The following is a 14,118-nucleotide window of genomic DNA, read 5'->3' on the forward strand; positions in this document are numbered from 1 at the left end:
GTCAGGTCTTCTGATGGGGAATGTAGAACAGGCGCCCGAGGATGAAATCGGCGATCGCGGGCGGCAACAGACGCAACAGTTTTGTGCCGAATGCCAGACTGAACGGGAATGCAATTTCGACGCTGCGGCGCGCGAGTCGCTTGCGGATGTAGATCGCGGCCTTGTCGGCGCTCCAGATAAACGGCTTGTTACCGGGGAAAACGTCGCTCATCGCCGTGCGCACGAAACCTGGCATCACCATTGAAATGCCAATGCCATCGCGCGCGAGAAGCGGACGCACGGAATCGCAATAGGCGAGCAGCGCGGCTTTGCTCGCGCAATAAGCCGGCGAAATCGCCATCCCGCGCAAACCGGCGAGCGAACTTATCACCGCGATCTGACCGCGTCGGCGCGCGCGCATGCGTTCGACAGCGGGCAGCACCGTATGCAGTGCGCCGTATAGATTGATGTCGACTACTTCTGCGGTGCGCTCGACACCTTCCCAATCGTCGAGCGACTGGATGGTGCTGGCAACGCCTGCGTTCGCGATGAGCAGATCAAGCGGATGACGGGTGTCGAACTCGAACAGCCAGGCTTGCATGGCGGCCGCGTCCCGTACGTCGACGCAACCGGTTTCGACCTGGGCGCCTCGCGCACGGCACTCGCCGGCCACAGCCTCGAGGCGTTCGCGGTTTCTTCCGATCAGGCCCAGCGTGACGCCGGGCGCGGAATAAGACAAGGCCAGCGAACGCCCCAGTCCGGCGCTGCTACCCGTAACGACGACCACGCGTGGCCCGCTTACGCTCACCTCATTTCCCCATTTGCAAACAACATTCTCGGTATCTCATGGTCGATAAATACAATCGGCCAATGTTTAAATCAATTTATCCATCGCTTTCGAAAAGCCGCAAATACCATATGCCGCCGGGTACGCCAGTCAGGCAGAAAATGGGAAGGCCATCGCCCGTCATGCAATGATTTGCAGTGGATAGGATCACGTTCGCCGTCACTCACTGAATGACATGTGCGATGAGACAAATACGGTGAAATATTCGTTGCAGATGCAACGAATGTATGTATTACCGGACTACGGAGTTGCAAAAACAAACGCCATGCACAACACGGCTACACCACCTTTTTTACATCGCTATTTCAGAATCTTACATCATCGTGAATCTCAGGCGCTACCCGCAAGCCCTTGATTTCTCACCACTGTAGTATTACGACAAATAACAGCAGCCATTCTTTTCGCTGTCGCCCCTTACTCGACACCACAAGAAACTTGCAAAATATTCCACGCTGGGTACTCTTCTAATGTGCCTGTTTTGTCGCGCAGATGCTCTCGCCTCAACCGCAGCGGCACCGCATTTCTCTCCCCGAAAAAGAGAGACCGCCGAAGCGTCGCTAAAGACACTTCGACGGCGCTCGGTCTACTCGCGCCTTCCTGTTGAATCTTTTAGGTTCTATTTTTTGCTATAAAAAATACAATGATTCGGATGAGACTTGGCGGGCACGGGTCGGCTTGCCGGGCTTATCAGGGAGGCTGCGTGATCGGCATTTCGCGGTCCTGCAACGAAGAGAAATGCATCGCACTATCTGCTTTTTGCCGCTTTAAAAAAGCACTCGGAGAGCTGATCGAAATGCCGCAATGTTGCTTGTGAGAGTTCGATCTGCTCGCGCCGCGCATCTTCGCTATCGCTGAGAACGAGCCATCCTTTTTCCCGCATCGATTTCAAACGCGCATGCAGCATGGTGGGCGAATCCAACTTGCTTTTCGCCATCATGTTCTTGATCGACAACCGCGTACGCGTCTGACTGGTTCGCGCGACCAGCGCAAGAACACATTCCTCCAGCGGATCGAGCGACGTTAGCGACGGTAGCCGCGCAATGCATCGGTTAATTGATGGAAGCGAAGATAGGTATCCGCAGGGCGCGGCCATAGATTATTGCGCCGTCAGATTATTCAAACTGAATAAAAAAGGCGTGCATTAGCATAGCGATGCTCACTAATTAAAGCTCAACGATGTTGCCCTGAGCAAATCGATGTTAGGCGTGAGTCTGCATTTTTTGCCTGTTGTCGACACCGCCAAGGTATCCATCTTCTCTCTGTGAGCTAATCAGAAAAATCTTTACGCACAGCGGATTCGTGCTTGGCGTGAACTGGATTATCTGCGCGCCGGCACCTGCCTTCTCACCGCACTGCTACTCGGCGGTGATAGCGCACCTGGCTTACTATGCGCGAGCTGGCTGGTCGTTTTCTTCTCTTTCTTTCCGAACGATACATTCCGCTCGTTCGCCGGCGATCTGCTCGGAACACTGATCGTGATCTACACGATGAAAAGCCTGCTCGCCCTTCTGCCTCGCCGCAGCAGCGTGGCGGCATCTGAAGAAAGAAACCAGTTACTCCAGCGACCACAAACAAAAAGCCCCGCAAGACTTCCGTCTTGCGGGGCTTTTTTCAAGCTAGAAGCGTTAAACGCTTTAGCGCGACATCATGTTCATGCTGACGTTGTGCAACACCCACAACGTGCCGCCGATCACGATCACCGCGGTCAACGCCGTGAACGCGAATGCCGTCACGTTCCAGCGCTGTTCCGACGACGTGTTCATGTGCAGGAAGAACACCAGATGCACGACGATCTGCACGAGCGCGAGGCCCGAGATCGCGTACAAAGCGTCCTGCCCCGTCAACGTGCCCGTCAGGACGAGAGCAAATGCCGCGACAGTCAGAATGACCGACAGCACGAAGCCCGTCATGTAGCTGCCGAAGCTGCCGTGGCTTCCACCCGAGTGTGCGTTATGGCTATGGTCCATTTAGATCACGCTCGCAAGATAGACAAAGGTGAAGACGCCGATCCACACGACGTCCAGAAAGTGCCAGAAAAGGCTCAGGCACGTCAGACGGATCATGTCGCGTTCGGTCAGGTCTTTGTGACGCAGCACCTGAATGGCGAGCACCACCATCCAGATCAGGCCGAACGTCACGTGCAGACCGTGCGTGCCGACCAGCGTGAAGAACGACGACAGGAACGCGCTACGGCTCGGACCTGCGCCTTCGGCGATCAGGTGCGAGAACTCGCGCAGTTCCAGCACGAGGAACGACAGACCCAGCAGGAACGTCACGGCGAGCCAGAAGAGCAAAGCGCCCTTGCGGTTCTTGTACGCACCCAGCATCGCAAAACCGTACGTGATACTGGACAGCAGCAGCATCGTGGTTTCGAGCGCGACGCCCGGAATCTCGAACAGATCCTTACCGGTCGGACCACCGGCAAACTGGTGGCTCATCACCGCGAACACTGCGAACAGCGACGCGAAGATGATGCAGTCGGTCATCAGGTACAGCCAGAAGCCGAATACCGAATGCGACGGCGGGTGATCGGCGTGATGCGCGTCATCGTGATGATGCGCGTCGGCCGTAAGCGTAGTGTTTGACATCAATCCACCTCCAACGCGACCTGCGCACCGGCGCCGGAGCGTTTCTCTTCAATCGCCGCGACCGTAGCGGCCGGGATGTAAAAGCCTTCGTTCTTCTGGAAGCTGTACACGATCACCGTTCCGATCGCGCCGACCAGACCGACGATAGCGAGCCACCAGATGTGCCACACAGCGGCAAAACCCAGCACCAGCGAGAACATCGCTGCCACCACACCTGCCGACGTGTTCGACGGCATGTGAATGTCGGTGTACACCGGCTTCGGCTGGTTCTTGCGCGACTTCATTTCAGCGAAAGCGTCGAGTTCACGCACTTCCGGAATAATCGCGAAGTTGTACGACGCCGGCGGCGAGCTCGTGGCCCATTCCAGCGTGTGACCATCCCACGGGTCGCCCGACAGGTCGAGGCTTTCCGGCTTGTTGCGGTCACGCAGGCTGACCACGATCTGGATCACCTGGCAGGCAATACCGATTGCGATCAGAACCGCACCGACCCACGCCAGTTGCAGCCACGGGTGCCACGCAGGGTTGTCATAGTGATTCAGACGACGCGTCATGCCCATGAAGCCCAACACGTACAGCGGCGTGAACGCAACCCAGAAGCCGATCTGCCAGAACCAGAACGATGCCTTGCCCCACTTCTCATTCAGCTTGAAGCCGAAGGCCTTCGGGAACCAGTAGTTGAAGCCGGCGAGGTAGCCGAACAGCACGCCACCGATAATCACGTTGTGGAAGTGAGCGATCAGGAACAGCGAGTTGTGCAGCACGAAGTCCGCACCCGGAATCGCCATCATCACGCCGGTCATACCGCCGATCGTGAACGTGACCATGAAGCCCAGGGTCCACAGAACCGGCGTCGTGAACTGCAGACGGCCCTTGTAAATCGTGAACAGCCAGTTGAACACCTTCACGCCGGTCGGGATCGCAATCACCATCGTTGCAATACCGAAGAACGAGTTCACGTCAGCGCCCGAGCCCATCGTGAAGAAGTGATGCAGCCACACGAGGAACGACAGCACCATGATCGCGCAGGTTGCCCACACCATCGTCTTGTAGCCGAACAGCGGCTTCTTGGCGTAGGTGGCGACGACTTCCGAGAAAATACCGAACGCCGGCAGGATCAGGATGTACACCTCAGGGTGACCCCATGCCCAGATCAGGTTCAGGTACAGCATCGCGTTGCCGCCGGCATCGTTCGTGAAGAAGTGCATGCCGAGGTAACGGTCCAGGCCGAGCAGCGCGAGCGTGACGGTCAGGATCGGGAACGCAGCCATGATCAGCACGTTCGTGCACAGCGCGGTCCACGTGAACACCGGCAACTTCATGAACGTCATGCCCGGAGCGCGCATCTTCACGATCGTCACGAAGAAGTTCACGCCGGTCAGCAAGGTGCCGATACCGGAGAGCTGCAAGCTCCACAGGTAATAGTCGACCCCGACGCCTGGACTGAACTGCAATTCGGACAACGGCGGATAAGCGAGCCAGCCCGTTTGCGCGAATTCACCGATCACCAGCGAGATGTTGATCAGGATGGCGCTGATTGCGGTCATCCAGAAGCTCAGCGAGTTCAGGAACGGGAACGCGACGTCGCGGGCACCGATCTGCAGCGGCACGATGATGTTCATCAGGCCGACCATGAACGCCATCGCCATGAAGAAAATCATGATGACGCCGTGCGCGGTAAAGATCTGGTCGTAATGGTGCGGTGGCAGGACGCCAGGCGAGTTATACGACAGCGCTAGCTGGGTACGCATCATGATCGCGTCCGCGAAGCCGCGGAACAGCATGATGAGCGCAACGACGATGTACATCACGCCGAGCTTCTTGTGGTCGACCGACGTGAGCCATTCGGTCCACAGGTACTTCCACTTGCCGAAATAGGTGATCAGACCCAGTACCAGAGCACCGCCAATGGCGATGCCCGCGGCCGTCACCATGATGATCGGCTCGTGGTACGGAATCGAGTCTAGTGAGAGTTTTCCGAACATGCGTTACCCCTTAACCTTGGGCGCGCAGTTGGCGTCCTTCATGTTGTCCATGACATTACCGTTGTTGTAGCGGGCGATGATGTTGTGGAAGAGCTTCGGATCGACTGCGGAGAAGTAGCGCACCGGATCCTTCTCGCTCGGCGCCGATACCGTGTGGTAGCGGTCCATGCTGAGGTTGTCCGACGATGCGCGCACTTTCGCGACCCACGCGTTGAACTCTTCCGGCGACTTCGCGAGCGTGCGGAACTTCATGTCCGAGAAGCCCTTGCCGCTGAAGTTGGCCGACGTGCCTGCGTAATCACCGGCTTCGTCAGCGATCAGGTGCAGACGCGTCTGCATGCCTGCCATCGCGTAGATCTGGCCGCCGAGTTGCGGGATGAAGAACGAGTTCATCACCGAGTCGGACGTGATAACGAAGTTCACCGGCGTGCCAACCGGAATCGCCAGCTGGTTCACCGACGCAATACCGAGGTCCGGGTAGATGAACAGCCACTTCCAGTCGAGTGCGACGACTTCGACGTTGATCGGCTTGACCTGCGACTCGAGCGGCTTGTACGGATCCAGCTCGTGCGTGGTTTTCCACGTGAGTACGGCGAGGAACAGAATGATCAGCGTCGGAATCGTCCAGATGGCGATTTCGATACCGGTCGAGTGAACCCACCCCGGACGGTATTCAGCGTTTTTGTTCGATGCGCGATAACGCCACGCGAACAGCAGCGTAAGCGCGATTACCGGAACGACCACAATCAGCATGGCCCAGGTGGAGGTCGCGATCAGATCGCGTTCCGCCAGACCCACACTACCCTTCGGATTCAAAATATCGAGGTTGCTGCAACCCGAAAGCAACAACGCAAGGCCGGCAGACAGGAAACTTACCGACCCACGCAGAGTCTTTCCTTTCATATCCATTGCCTCTTTTTTACGACTTTCACGAACGTCATTCGACCGCTCTCCATTAGTAAGCGCTCGCATAATAGGGGCACGACGAGTTGTAATAAACCCTCGAATTTGCAACGATCTATTGCGCCGCAGCGCATTGCGACACGTTGCCGCACACCTTTGTGCAAGCGGTAGGTTTGCAATGCCTCATCGGGAAGCATCGAAAACTTGGCGCATCGCAAAACCCCCTTGAATAAACGCTAAAAACGCGACACGACCTGGAAGGTGGCATCGCGCGGCATGTATCTGAAAGAGATTCTGTCGATGCGACAAAGCGCGTCGCGAGCGTTGCATCCGCGCACACGGATGTTGCAATTGCGACGCGCCTCGTTCTATCAACCCGGCGTGCGAACCGCAGCAGCGACGACCGGCGCGGGCGCCGCTGCCTGCAGATGCTCGCCACCGTCTGCCGGCGCATCTTCCGGGTGAACGGAACGCTCCGACTGGGCCAGCAGCGTGCCGACCGACGGATCGATTGCATCGGTGAACGGTTTCGGGTTGAGACCAATGGCGAGCACCAGCAGCGCCATCACGCCGAGCAGCGCGAATTCGCGGCGGCTGACGTCCTTGAGTTTGGCGACGCGCGCATTCGCGATCGCGCCGAAGATCACGCGCTTGTACATCCACAGCGTGTAGGCGGCGCTCAGAATCAGGGTGGTGGCGGCCATTGCGCCGATCCAGAAGTTGAAACGGATCGCGCCCATCAGCACCATGAACTCGCCGACGAAACCCGACGTGCCCGGCAGGCCGATGTTGGCCATCGAGAACAGCATCAGCAAGGAGGCGAAGCGCGGCATCGTGTTGGCAACGCCGCCGTATTCGGCGATGGCAGCCGTCTTGGTACGGTCGTAGAGCATGCCCGTGCACAGCAGCATCGCGCCCGACACGATGCCGTACGACAGCATCTGCACGATCGCGCCGGCCTGGCCGATGCGGTTGAACACGAACAGGCCCAGCGTGACGAGGCCCATGTGCGAAATCGTCGAATATGCGAGCAGGCGGCGCATGTCGGTTTGCACCAGCGCGACCAGGCTCGAATAGACCACCGCGATCAGCGACAGCGTGATCATCATCGGCGCGAAGAAGTGGCTGGCCTGCGGAGCGATCGGCAGCGCGAAACGCAGCAGACCGTAACCGCCCAGCTTCAACATACCGATCATCACAGCAGCGCCCGTCGGACCGTCGAGGTGGACGTCCGGCAGCCACGAGTGCAACGGCCACATCGGCACCTTCACGCCAAACGCGGCGAGGAAACCCAGGAAGATCAGGATCTGCGGGATCGTGGCGAGGTGCGTCTCACGCCATGTTGCGAGGTCGAAGCTGTGCGTCTGGCTGTAGAGGTACAGCATCGACATCAGCATCATCAGCGAGCCGAGCAGCGAGACGAAGAAGAACTTGACCGCCGCGTACGTGCGGTTCTTGTTGCCCCACGTGCCGATCAGCAGGTACAGCGGGATCAGCGTGGCTTCGAAGGCGACGAAGAACATCATGCCGTCGAGCGACGTGAACACGCCCTGCATGAAGCCCGACAACATCAGGAACGCGCCGTAGTACTGCGCGGTGCGCTGCGTGATCGATTCCCACGACGCGACCACGATGATGATCGTGGTGAGCGCGGTCAGTGCCACCAGCCACAGCGAAATCCCGTCTACTCCCAGATGCCACGCGATGTCGAACGTGGGCGACCAGCGCATGTTCTCGACGAACTGCATCGACGTGACGTCGTTGCGGAAATTCGCGACCAGCGGGATCACCGGCAGGAACCCCGCTACCGCGCCGATCAGCGCGATCCAGCGGGTGCGACCACGTGCCGCGTCAGATCCGGCACGCAAAACCACGAGTCCGGCGACAATAGGGATCCAGATGAGTAGGCTAAGAAGAGGCAATGGCATTGTGCTCTGTCGAAAACTTTAAGTACAAAACGCCACGTCAATACCTTCAGGCCCGAAAGCATTGAAATGGATATGTAAGTTGGATTGCGCTGAAATGGACGTGTAAGCGGTGATGGCCCGTACACGTTTACCCGCAGCCAAGTGACCAAGGGTGGGAGATTACCAAGATACGAATACTTTTGCAGCGCAACAGCGCACCGGGGCGGCGGACAATACATTGTTGCCACACGTGCCATTGCAGAAGATCAAAAAATGTGCACCTGCACAAAGTTGTATCCGCGTAATATGCGTGCCGAATTTTACAAACAGAAGAAAACATTTTGACCGCTACTTAGCGACTCTTGCAAAAATTGCCGGAGTCGCTTTTTGCACGGGAATGGTTAGTGCTGACAGCCCATCTCTAATGAACGCCGATTTCAGACGCGTCGATAAAATTTCTCGCGTTTTCAGGCAAAAATAAATTTTGGTCCGGCACTCTAAATCAGGCGCTTTCAAGTACCTTAAAAATCCTGCTTTCCTTCTGTTGCGATGACCGCCGACTCCGGGCAGATCGCCGGGAATTCCTTTCTATTGCATTACAAAATTCACATGCAATGCGGCCATGCGAGCGAAATTTCGTCCGGCAAGGCACACTGAAGTTGCCGCGCCGATCCCCTCCCGGCAGCCCCCTTTTTCGGATAACGCATGACGCTTCGCGACGAAGTTGTCGTTCCCGCACTCGAATGCCGCGGACTGAGCAAGCAGTACGGCCAAGGTCGCATCGTGCTCGCACGGCTCGATTTCACGCTGCGGCCCGGAGAATTCATCGCGATCATGGGTGATTCCGGCGTCGGTAAATCCACGCTGCTCAACCTCATAGCCGGGCTCGACCACGCGGACAGCGGCGAGGTGATCATCGACGGCAGCCCCGTGGCGCGTCTGGACGACAACGCTGCCACCCGGTTGCGTCGGCAGAAGCTGGGGTTCGTGTTCCAGGCGTTTCACGTGCTGCCTCATCTGACGCTCGCGCAGAACGTGGCGCTGCCGTTATTGCTGAACGATCTGCCCGTCGACGCCGCGCTCGAGATGCTCGCGGCTGTCGGCCTTAACGGCCGCGGCGACGATTTCCCACGGCAACTCTCGGGCGGCGAAACCCAGCGCGTCGCGATTGCGCGGGCGCTCGTGCATCGGCCGAAACTGATTCTCGCGGACGAACCCACGGGCAACCTCGATCCCGATACCGCGCACGACGTCCTCAGCCTGTTCCGTGCGCAAAGCAAGGCGACCGGCGCGGCGACGATCATGGTCACGCACTCGGAAGCCGCGGCGGCGGTCGCGGATCGTGTGCTGATTCTGAGTGACGGCGGTCTGCACGCCTCGGCGACGGAGGCTGCTTATTCCACCGCCCGCTCCGCCGATAATGCGCGCTGATGCCCGCCCCTTGCTTCGCTCACGCGGACATCGCGTTCTCGCGCGCTGGCTGCTCGGCGCAGAATGGCGCAGCCATCGCGGACGCGCACTGGTTGCCGTCGCGACGATCGCGCTTGGCGTGGCGCTCGGTTACGCGGTGCAACTGATCAACAGTGCCGCTTTCAACGAGTTCTCGGCGGCGGCCCGCAGTCTTTCCGGCGACGCCGATCTGCAGGTGCACGGCGCGCAGCCTCTAATCGATGAATCCATTTATCCCCAGCTTGCGACGGACCCGGCCGTGGCATTGGCCAGTCCAGTGCTCACGCTCGACGCCACCGTGCCGGAGCATGGCGCCGCGCTGCCCCTGCTCGGCATCGACGTGTTCAAGGCGAGCCGCATCGCGCCCGATCTGACCGGCGTGCCTTCGCCTGATCGTCCTCTCGACACGCTCGCATCCGACACGCTGTTTCTCTCGGCGGCCGCACAGCAATGGCTGAAGGTCAAAACCGGCGACGACCTGGCGCTGCAAAGCGGCACCTCGAACGTCCATTTTCGAGTGGCGGGCGGCCTCGTGAGGACGCGACCAGGTCAACGGCTTGCCGTGATGGACATCGCTGCCGCACAGTGGAAATTCGGCCGGCTCGGCAAGCTGTCGCGCGTCGATTTGCTGCTCAAACGCGGCGTGGATCGCGAGCGGTTCAGACGCGATCTGCAGACGCGGCTTGGTAATCAGTGGGTTGTATCGGAGACGCGCGATGCCGAAAGCCGCACCGACCGGCTCTCTCGCGCGTACCGGATCAATATGAACGTGCTTGCGCTGGTGGCGCTGTTCACCGGCGCGTTTCTGGTGTTTTCGACCCAGGCGCTGAGCGTCGTGCGACGTCGTGCGCAATTCGCGATGCTGCGCGTTCTCGGCCTGACGCGCACCCGTCTTCTACGTCAGATCCTGATGGAAGGCGCGCTACTCGGCCTGCTGGGTTCGCTGTGCGGACTCGTGCTGGGCTATGCGATGGCGAGCGGCGCATTGCACTTTTTCGGCAGCGACCTGGGCGGCGGATACTTTCCTGGCGTACAGCCGCAGGTCAGCTTCGAACCGCTGGCAAGTGCGGTATTTCTGGCGCTGGGTATCGGCGTTTCGGTCGTGGGCAGTCTGGCGCCTGCGCTGGAAGCGGCTCGCGCTGCGCCCGCCGTAGCGCTCAAGGCCGGCGCAGAAGAAGGTGCGCTGGCGCGGCTCGCCACACCATGGCCCGCGTTGCTATGTCTCGCGGCCGCCGCGCTGCTCACGCAAATGCCGCCGTGGTTCGATGCGCCCATTGCCGGCTACGTCGCTGTCGCGTTGCTCCTGATCGGTGGAATTGCGTTGATGCCGCGCGTGACCGCGCTCGTGTTCGGCGCGGCCAGCCGTGCGTTCGGCGCGCGACGCCGCTCGGGCGCGACTGCCACAACCGCCACGCTTGCGCTGGCGCGGCTCGCCAATGCGCCCGGCCATGCGTCGATTGCAATGGGCGGCGTGTTGTCGAGCTTCGCGCTGATCGTTGCGATGGCGATCATGGTGGCGAGTTTCCGCGTCTCCGTCGAAGACTGGTTGATGCATCTGCTCTCCGCTGACCTCTACGTCCGTGTTGCGCCCAACGGCGACACCGGCGGTTTGCGACCCGGCGACCAGGCGCTCATCGCGCGCGTGCCTGGCATCAGGAGCGCTGCGTTTGCCCGCACGTCGCATCTCACGCTCGATCCGGCGCGACCGGATATTGCCGTGCTGGCGCGCGAAATCAACGCCGACGATCCGGGCGCGAGTCTGCAGATGACTGGCGCGGTGCTGCCTTCGTCCGGGTTTCGTCGAGACGAGATACCTGTTTGGGTATCCGAAGCAATGGTCGATCTGTATGGATACCGGCTCGGTCAGCGAGTGCCATTGCCGCTTGGCAAAGGTGCACATCAGTTTGTGGTTGCCGGCGTCTGGCGGGACTATGTGCGGCAGAGCGGCGCGATCCAGATGCGGCTCGCCGACTACCGGCGTCTCACCGGCGATGCGAGCGCGACCGACGTCGCCGTCACCGTTCAAACGGGTGAGCGTGTCGAGCATGTGATTGCGGGGCTGCGCGCGTTGCCTTTTGGCGCATGGCTTGATGTATCGCAGCCGGGCGATATCCGCGCGCGAACGCTGGTGATATTCGACCGCAGCTTTGCGGTGACCTATCTGCTGGAAGCCGTGGCGATCGTGATCGGATTGTTTGGCGTGGCCGCGACCTTTTCCGCGCAAACGCTCGCTCGGGCACGAGAGTTCGGCATGCTGAGGCACGTCGGTGTAACTCGCACTCAGGTTCTGTCGATTCTCGCGCTCGAAGGCGGCATGCTGACTGCCTGCGGAATCGCGATGGGTTTCGTGCTCGGGTTTGCAGTGAGTCTGATTCTGGTTTTTGTGGTCAATCCGCAGTCGTTTCACTGGAGCATGTCGCTGCATGTGCCATGGGCCATGCTCGGCATCGTTGCAGCGGTGATGCTGGCGTCGTCGTGTTCGACGGCGGTGGTGGCGGGACGCGGCGCGGTATCGGTGGATGCGGTGCGCGCGGTGAAAGAGGATTGGTGAGATACGTGTAATTTTGAGGACGATCTGAACTGAGGGCGCGATGTTGAAGTCGATCGTGGAGAGTTATCGCGAGATCTTCTGCTTGATGATGCGAATTCCGTGTGCGCGGAGATGCACGCAGTCGGATATTTTTTTGGCGATGCAGAGGTTTGGGAGGCCGGGGGTGTCGGTACGTGGGAGGACGGCGTTGGGGTCGGCGTCTGTTGCTACGGCTACGGCTTCGGCTTCGGCTTCGGCTTCGGCTTCGGCTTCGGCTTCGGCTTCGGCTTCGGCTTCGGCTTCGGCTTCGGCTTCGGCTTCGGCTTCGGCTTCGGCATTATTTTCGTGCAGAACTTCATTGGCCACTTCTTCCGGGACGACCTTGCCAGCGGCCGAATCCCCCTCCAAGAGGAGACCATCTTCGACGCGCCCGGCTTCAGGAACCACCCCGGCTTCTTCGTCGCTAGTGTTGTCGTCCGCTCCTGCAATTGTGTCTTCGACCTCGTCTCCTCCAATCTCGAGCGCGGCGACCTGCGAATCGACAATGGCATTCTTATGCGCGAAAAGTCGACGAAGAATGCGCCCTCACCTTCAAAGCCTGCTGTGGATTGGCATCCTGCTCACTACGCCCACATTCGCGACACCGCCCGAATTCGCCGTTGTCACACGCGACCACGCGATTTCTTTCCCTCGCGACAGTGGCGCCCACTCCGCTTTCCGCACTGAGTGGTGGTACGCCACGGGCTGGCTCACGACGCCGGACAATCAGCCCCTCGGCTTCCAGATCACTTTTTTCCGCTCCGCCACGGATCACGATACGGCCGACCCAAGCGCTTTCGCGCCCTCGCAACTGATCATTGCGCACGCGGCATTAAGCGATCCCACATACGGACGACTTGCACACGATCAGCGCATTGGCCGCCAAGGCTTCGGGCTCGCTTATGCAAAAGATGCCAACACCGACGTCAAACTCGATTCGTGGAAAATTATCCGCGCCACGGACGGTCATTACGACGTCACCGCCGATGCAAGCGGCTTCTCATTGCATCTAACGCTAACGCCCACGCAAGCGCCGCTAATTCAAGGCGAGCACGGATATTCGCAAAAGGGTCCACGCCCTGAACAGGCGAGCTACTACTACAGCGAACCGCAATTACGCGTAGCGGGCAGTGTCGTGCGCCCGAACGTGGCTGGACTTCCATCGCATGGCGATACTGTTGTAAAAGGCACGGCGTGGCTGGATCACGAGTGGTCGAGTACCTTGCTCGACGCCCGCGCGCAGGGCTGGGACTGGCTCGGGGCGAATCTCGCCGACGGCTCGGCGCTGATGGCCTTCAGGATCCGTGCCCGCGATGGACACGCGATGTGGGCGCATGCAGTGCTTCGCAATCGCGACGGTCAGGTCACGACCTTCGCTGCCGATCAGGTCGGGTTCATGCCGGTTCGTACGTGGCGCTCACCGCGCACGAACACGTCCTACCCGGTTTCGATGACGCTCAGGACGGGCTCGCTGGCGTGGCATCTCACGCCGCTGATGGACGATCAGGAACTGGATTCACGCCAGTCGACCGGCGCGGTGTACTGGGAAGGCGCGGTGCGCCTGAATCGTGATGACGCGCAGGTGGGTCGTGGCTATCTGGAACTGACCGGCTATGCGGATGCGTTGCGGCTGGGGAGGCACTGAGGGGGCTTCGCTGCGACGATCGGGCGTCATTCGCGACGGCGGTAAGCTGGGGTGCCTGGGTGCCCCGGCTTGATGCTCACCGCTATCGCTTCCCTGCCGTGGCCGGGGTTCCTCTGCTGCCTGCGGGATGCTTCCCCCGACGCTTTCAGGATGCTGAATCGGTGCTGGTAAACGCAGAAACCCCACCTTTGCGGGGTGGGGTTTCTGATGCTGCTGGGGAGCCTGACGATTACCTACTTTCACACG

10 protein-coding genes and 1 pseudogene are annotated in these 14,118 nt (G+C 59.8%); 3 read left to right on the forward strand and 8 right to left on the reverse strand.

From position 1 onward, the window contains the following. Position 1: 1 nt before the first annotated feature. From ABH945_RS24925 to ABH945_RS24955, 7 genes and pseudogenes are all read right to left on the reverse strand, one after another. Entirely contained in the window at positions 2-787 is a 786-nt protein-coding gene (locus ABH945_RS24925; RefSeq protein ID WP_429252281.1) for an SDR family NAD(P)-dependent oxidoreductase, read from the reverse strand. 784 nt (positions 788-1,571) lie between these two features. Continuing rightward, positions 1,572-1,867 (reverse strand): annotated as a pseudogene (locus ABH945_RS24930) (winged helix-turn-helix domain-containing protein). Between the two features lie 593 nt (positions 1,868-2,460). Beyond that, entirely contained in the window at positions 2,461-2,793 is a 333-nt protein-coding gene (gene cyoD, locus ABH945_RS24935) for a cytochrome o ubiquinol oxidase subunit IV (protein WP_074768335.1), read from the reverse strand. Next, a complete protein-coding gene (gene cyoC / locus ABH945_RS24940) occupies positions 2,794-3,414 on the reverse strand; it encodes a cytochrome o ubiquinol oxidase subunit III (protein WP_074768333.1) in 621 nt (206 codons plus the stop codon). It lies immediately after the preceding gene. Next, positions 3,414-5,399 (reverse strand): cytochrome o ubiquinol oxidase subunit I, encoded by a 1,986-nt coding sequence (gene cyoB, locus ABH945_RS24945; protein ID WP_074768331.1) that lies wholly within the window; start codon positions 5,397-5,399, stop codon positions 3,414-3,416. The genes cyoC and cyoB overlap by 1 nt, the downstream gene beginning before the upstream one ends. A gap of 3 nt (positions 5,400-5,402) precedes the next feature. Beyond that, positions 5,403-6,302 (reverse strand): ubiquinol oxidase subunit II, encoded by a 900-nt coding sequence (cyoA, locus tag ABH945_RS24950; RefSeq protein ID WP_074768329.1) that lies wholly within the window; start codon positions 6,300-6,302, stop codon positions 5,403-5,405. A 371-nt stretch (positions 6,303-6,673) separates the two neighbouring features. Then, positions 6,674-8,230, reverse strand: a complete 1,557-nt coding sequence (locus tag ABH945_RS24955; RefSeq protein ID WP_429252282.1) for a complex I subunit 4 family protein — start codon at positions 8,228-8,230, stop codon at positions 6,674-6,676. A 684-nt stretch (positions 8,231-8,914) separates the two neighbouring features. Here ABH945_RS24955 and ABH945_RS24960 point away from each other — a divergent pair. Beyond that, complete coding sequence (locus ABH945_RS24960) at positions 8,915-9,640, forward strand: ABC transporter ATP-binding protein (protein ID WP_429252283.1); 726 nt, start codon at positions 8,915-8,917, stop codon at positions 9,638-9,640. Continuing rightward, the gene (locus tag ABH945_RS24965; RefSeq protein ID WP_429252284.1) at positions 9,630-12,209 is read left to right on the forward strand and encodes an ABC transporter permease; all 2,580 of its coding nucleotides are present in this window, start codon (positions 9,630-9,632) and stop codon (positions 12,207-12,209) included. The genes ABH945_RS24960 and ABH945_RS24965 overlap by 11 nt, the downstream gene beginning before the upstream one ends. A gap of 63 nt (positions 12,210-12,272) precedes the next feature. Here the strand turns inward: ABH945_RS24965 and ABH945_RS24970 are convergent, their stop codons facing one another. Beyond that, on the reverse strand, positions 12,273-12,635 hold the full coding sequence (locus ABH945_RS24970) for a hypothetical protein (protein WP_429252285.1): 363 nt from the start codon (positions 12,633-12,635) through the stop codon (positions 12,273-12,275). Positions 12,636-12,765: 130 nt separating this feature from the next. On the opposite strand from ABH945_RS24970, the gene ABH945_RS24975 reads away from it, so the two are divergent. After that, the gene (locus ABH945_RS24975; protein WP_429252286.1) at positions 12,766-13,872 is read left to right on the forward strand and encodes a lipocalin-like domain-containing protein; all 1,107 of its coding nucleotides are present in this window, start codon (positions 12,766-12,768) and stop codon (positions 13,870-13,872) included. The last annotated feature ends 246 nt before the right edge of the window (positions 13,873-14,118 follow it).

The sequence above is a fragment of the Paraburkholderia sp. GAS333 genome (assembly GCF_050435665.1).
GTDB lineage: Bacteria > Pseudomonadota > Gammaproteobacteria > Burkholderiales > Burkholderiaceae > Paraburkholderia > Paraburkholderia fungorum_A.

Excerpts from the sequence above, each read along its gene's own strand:
- ABH945_RS24955 (WP_429252282.1), bottom strand. The coding sequence starts at position 8,230 with ATGCCATTGCCTCTTCTTAGCCTACTCATCTGGATCCCTATTGTCGCC.
- cyoA (WP_074768329.1), bottom strand. The coding sequence starts at position 6,302 with ATGAAAGGAAAGACTCTGCGTGGGTCGGTAAGTTTCCTGTCTGCCGGC.
- cyoC (WP_074768333.1), bottom strand. The coding sequence starts at position 3,414 with ATGTCAAACACTACGCTTACGGCCGACGCGCATCATCACGATGACGCG.
- ABH945_RS24960 (WP_429252283.1), top strand. The coding sequence starts at position 8,915 with ATGACGCTTCGCGACGAAGTTGTCGTTCCCGCACTCGAATGCCGCGGA.
- cyoD (WP_074768335.1), bottom strand. The coding sequence starts at position 2,793 with ATGGACCATAGCCATAACGCACACTCGGGTGGAAGCCACGGCAGCTTC.
- ABH945_RS24975 (WP_429252286.1), top strand. The coding sequence starts at position 12,766 with ATGCGCCCTCACCTTCAAAGCCTGCTGTGGATTGGCATCCTGCTCACT.
- cyoB (WP_074768331.1), bottom strand. The coding sequence starts at position 5,399 with ATGTTCGGAAAACTCTCACTAGACTCGATTCCGTACCACGAGCCGATC.
- ABH945_RS24965 (WP_429252284.1), top strand. The coding sequence starts at position 9,630 with ATGCGCGCTGATGCCCGCCCCTTGCTTCGCTCACGCGGACATCGCGTT.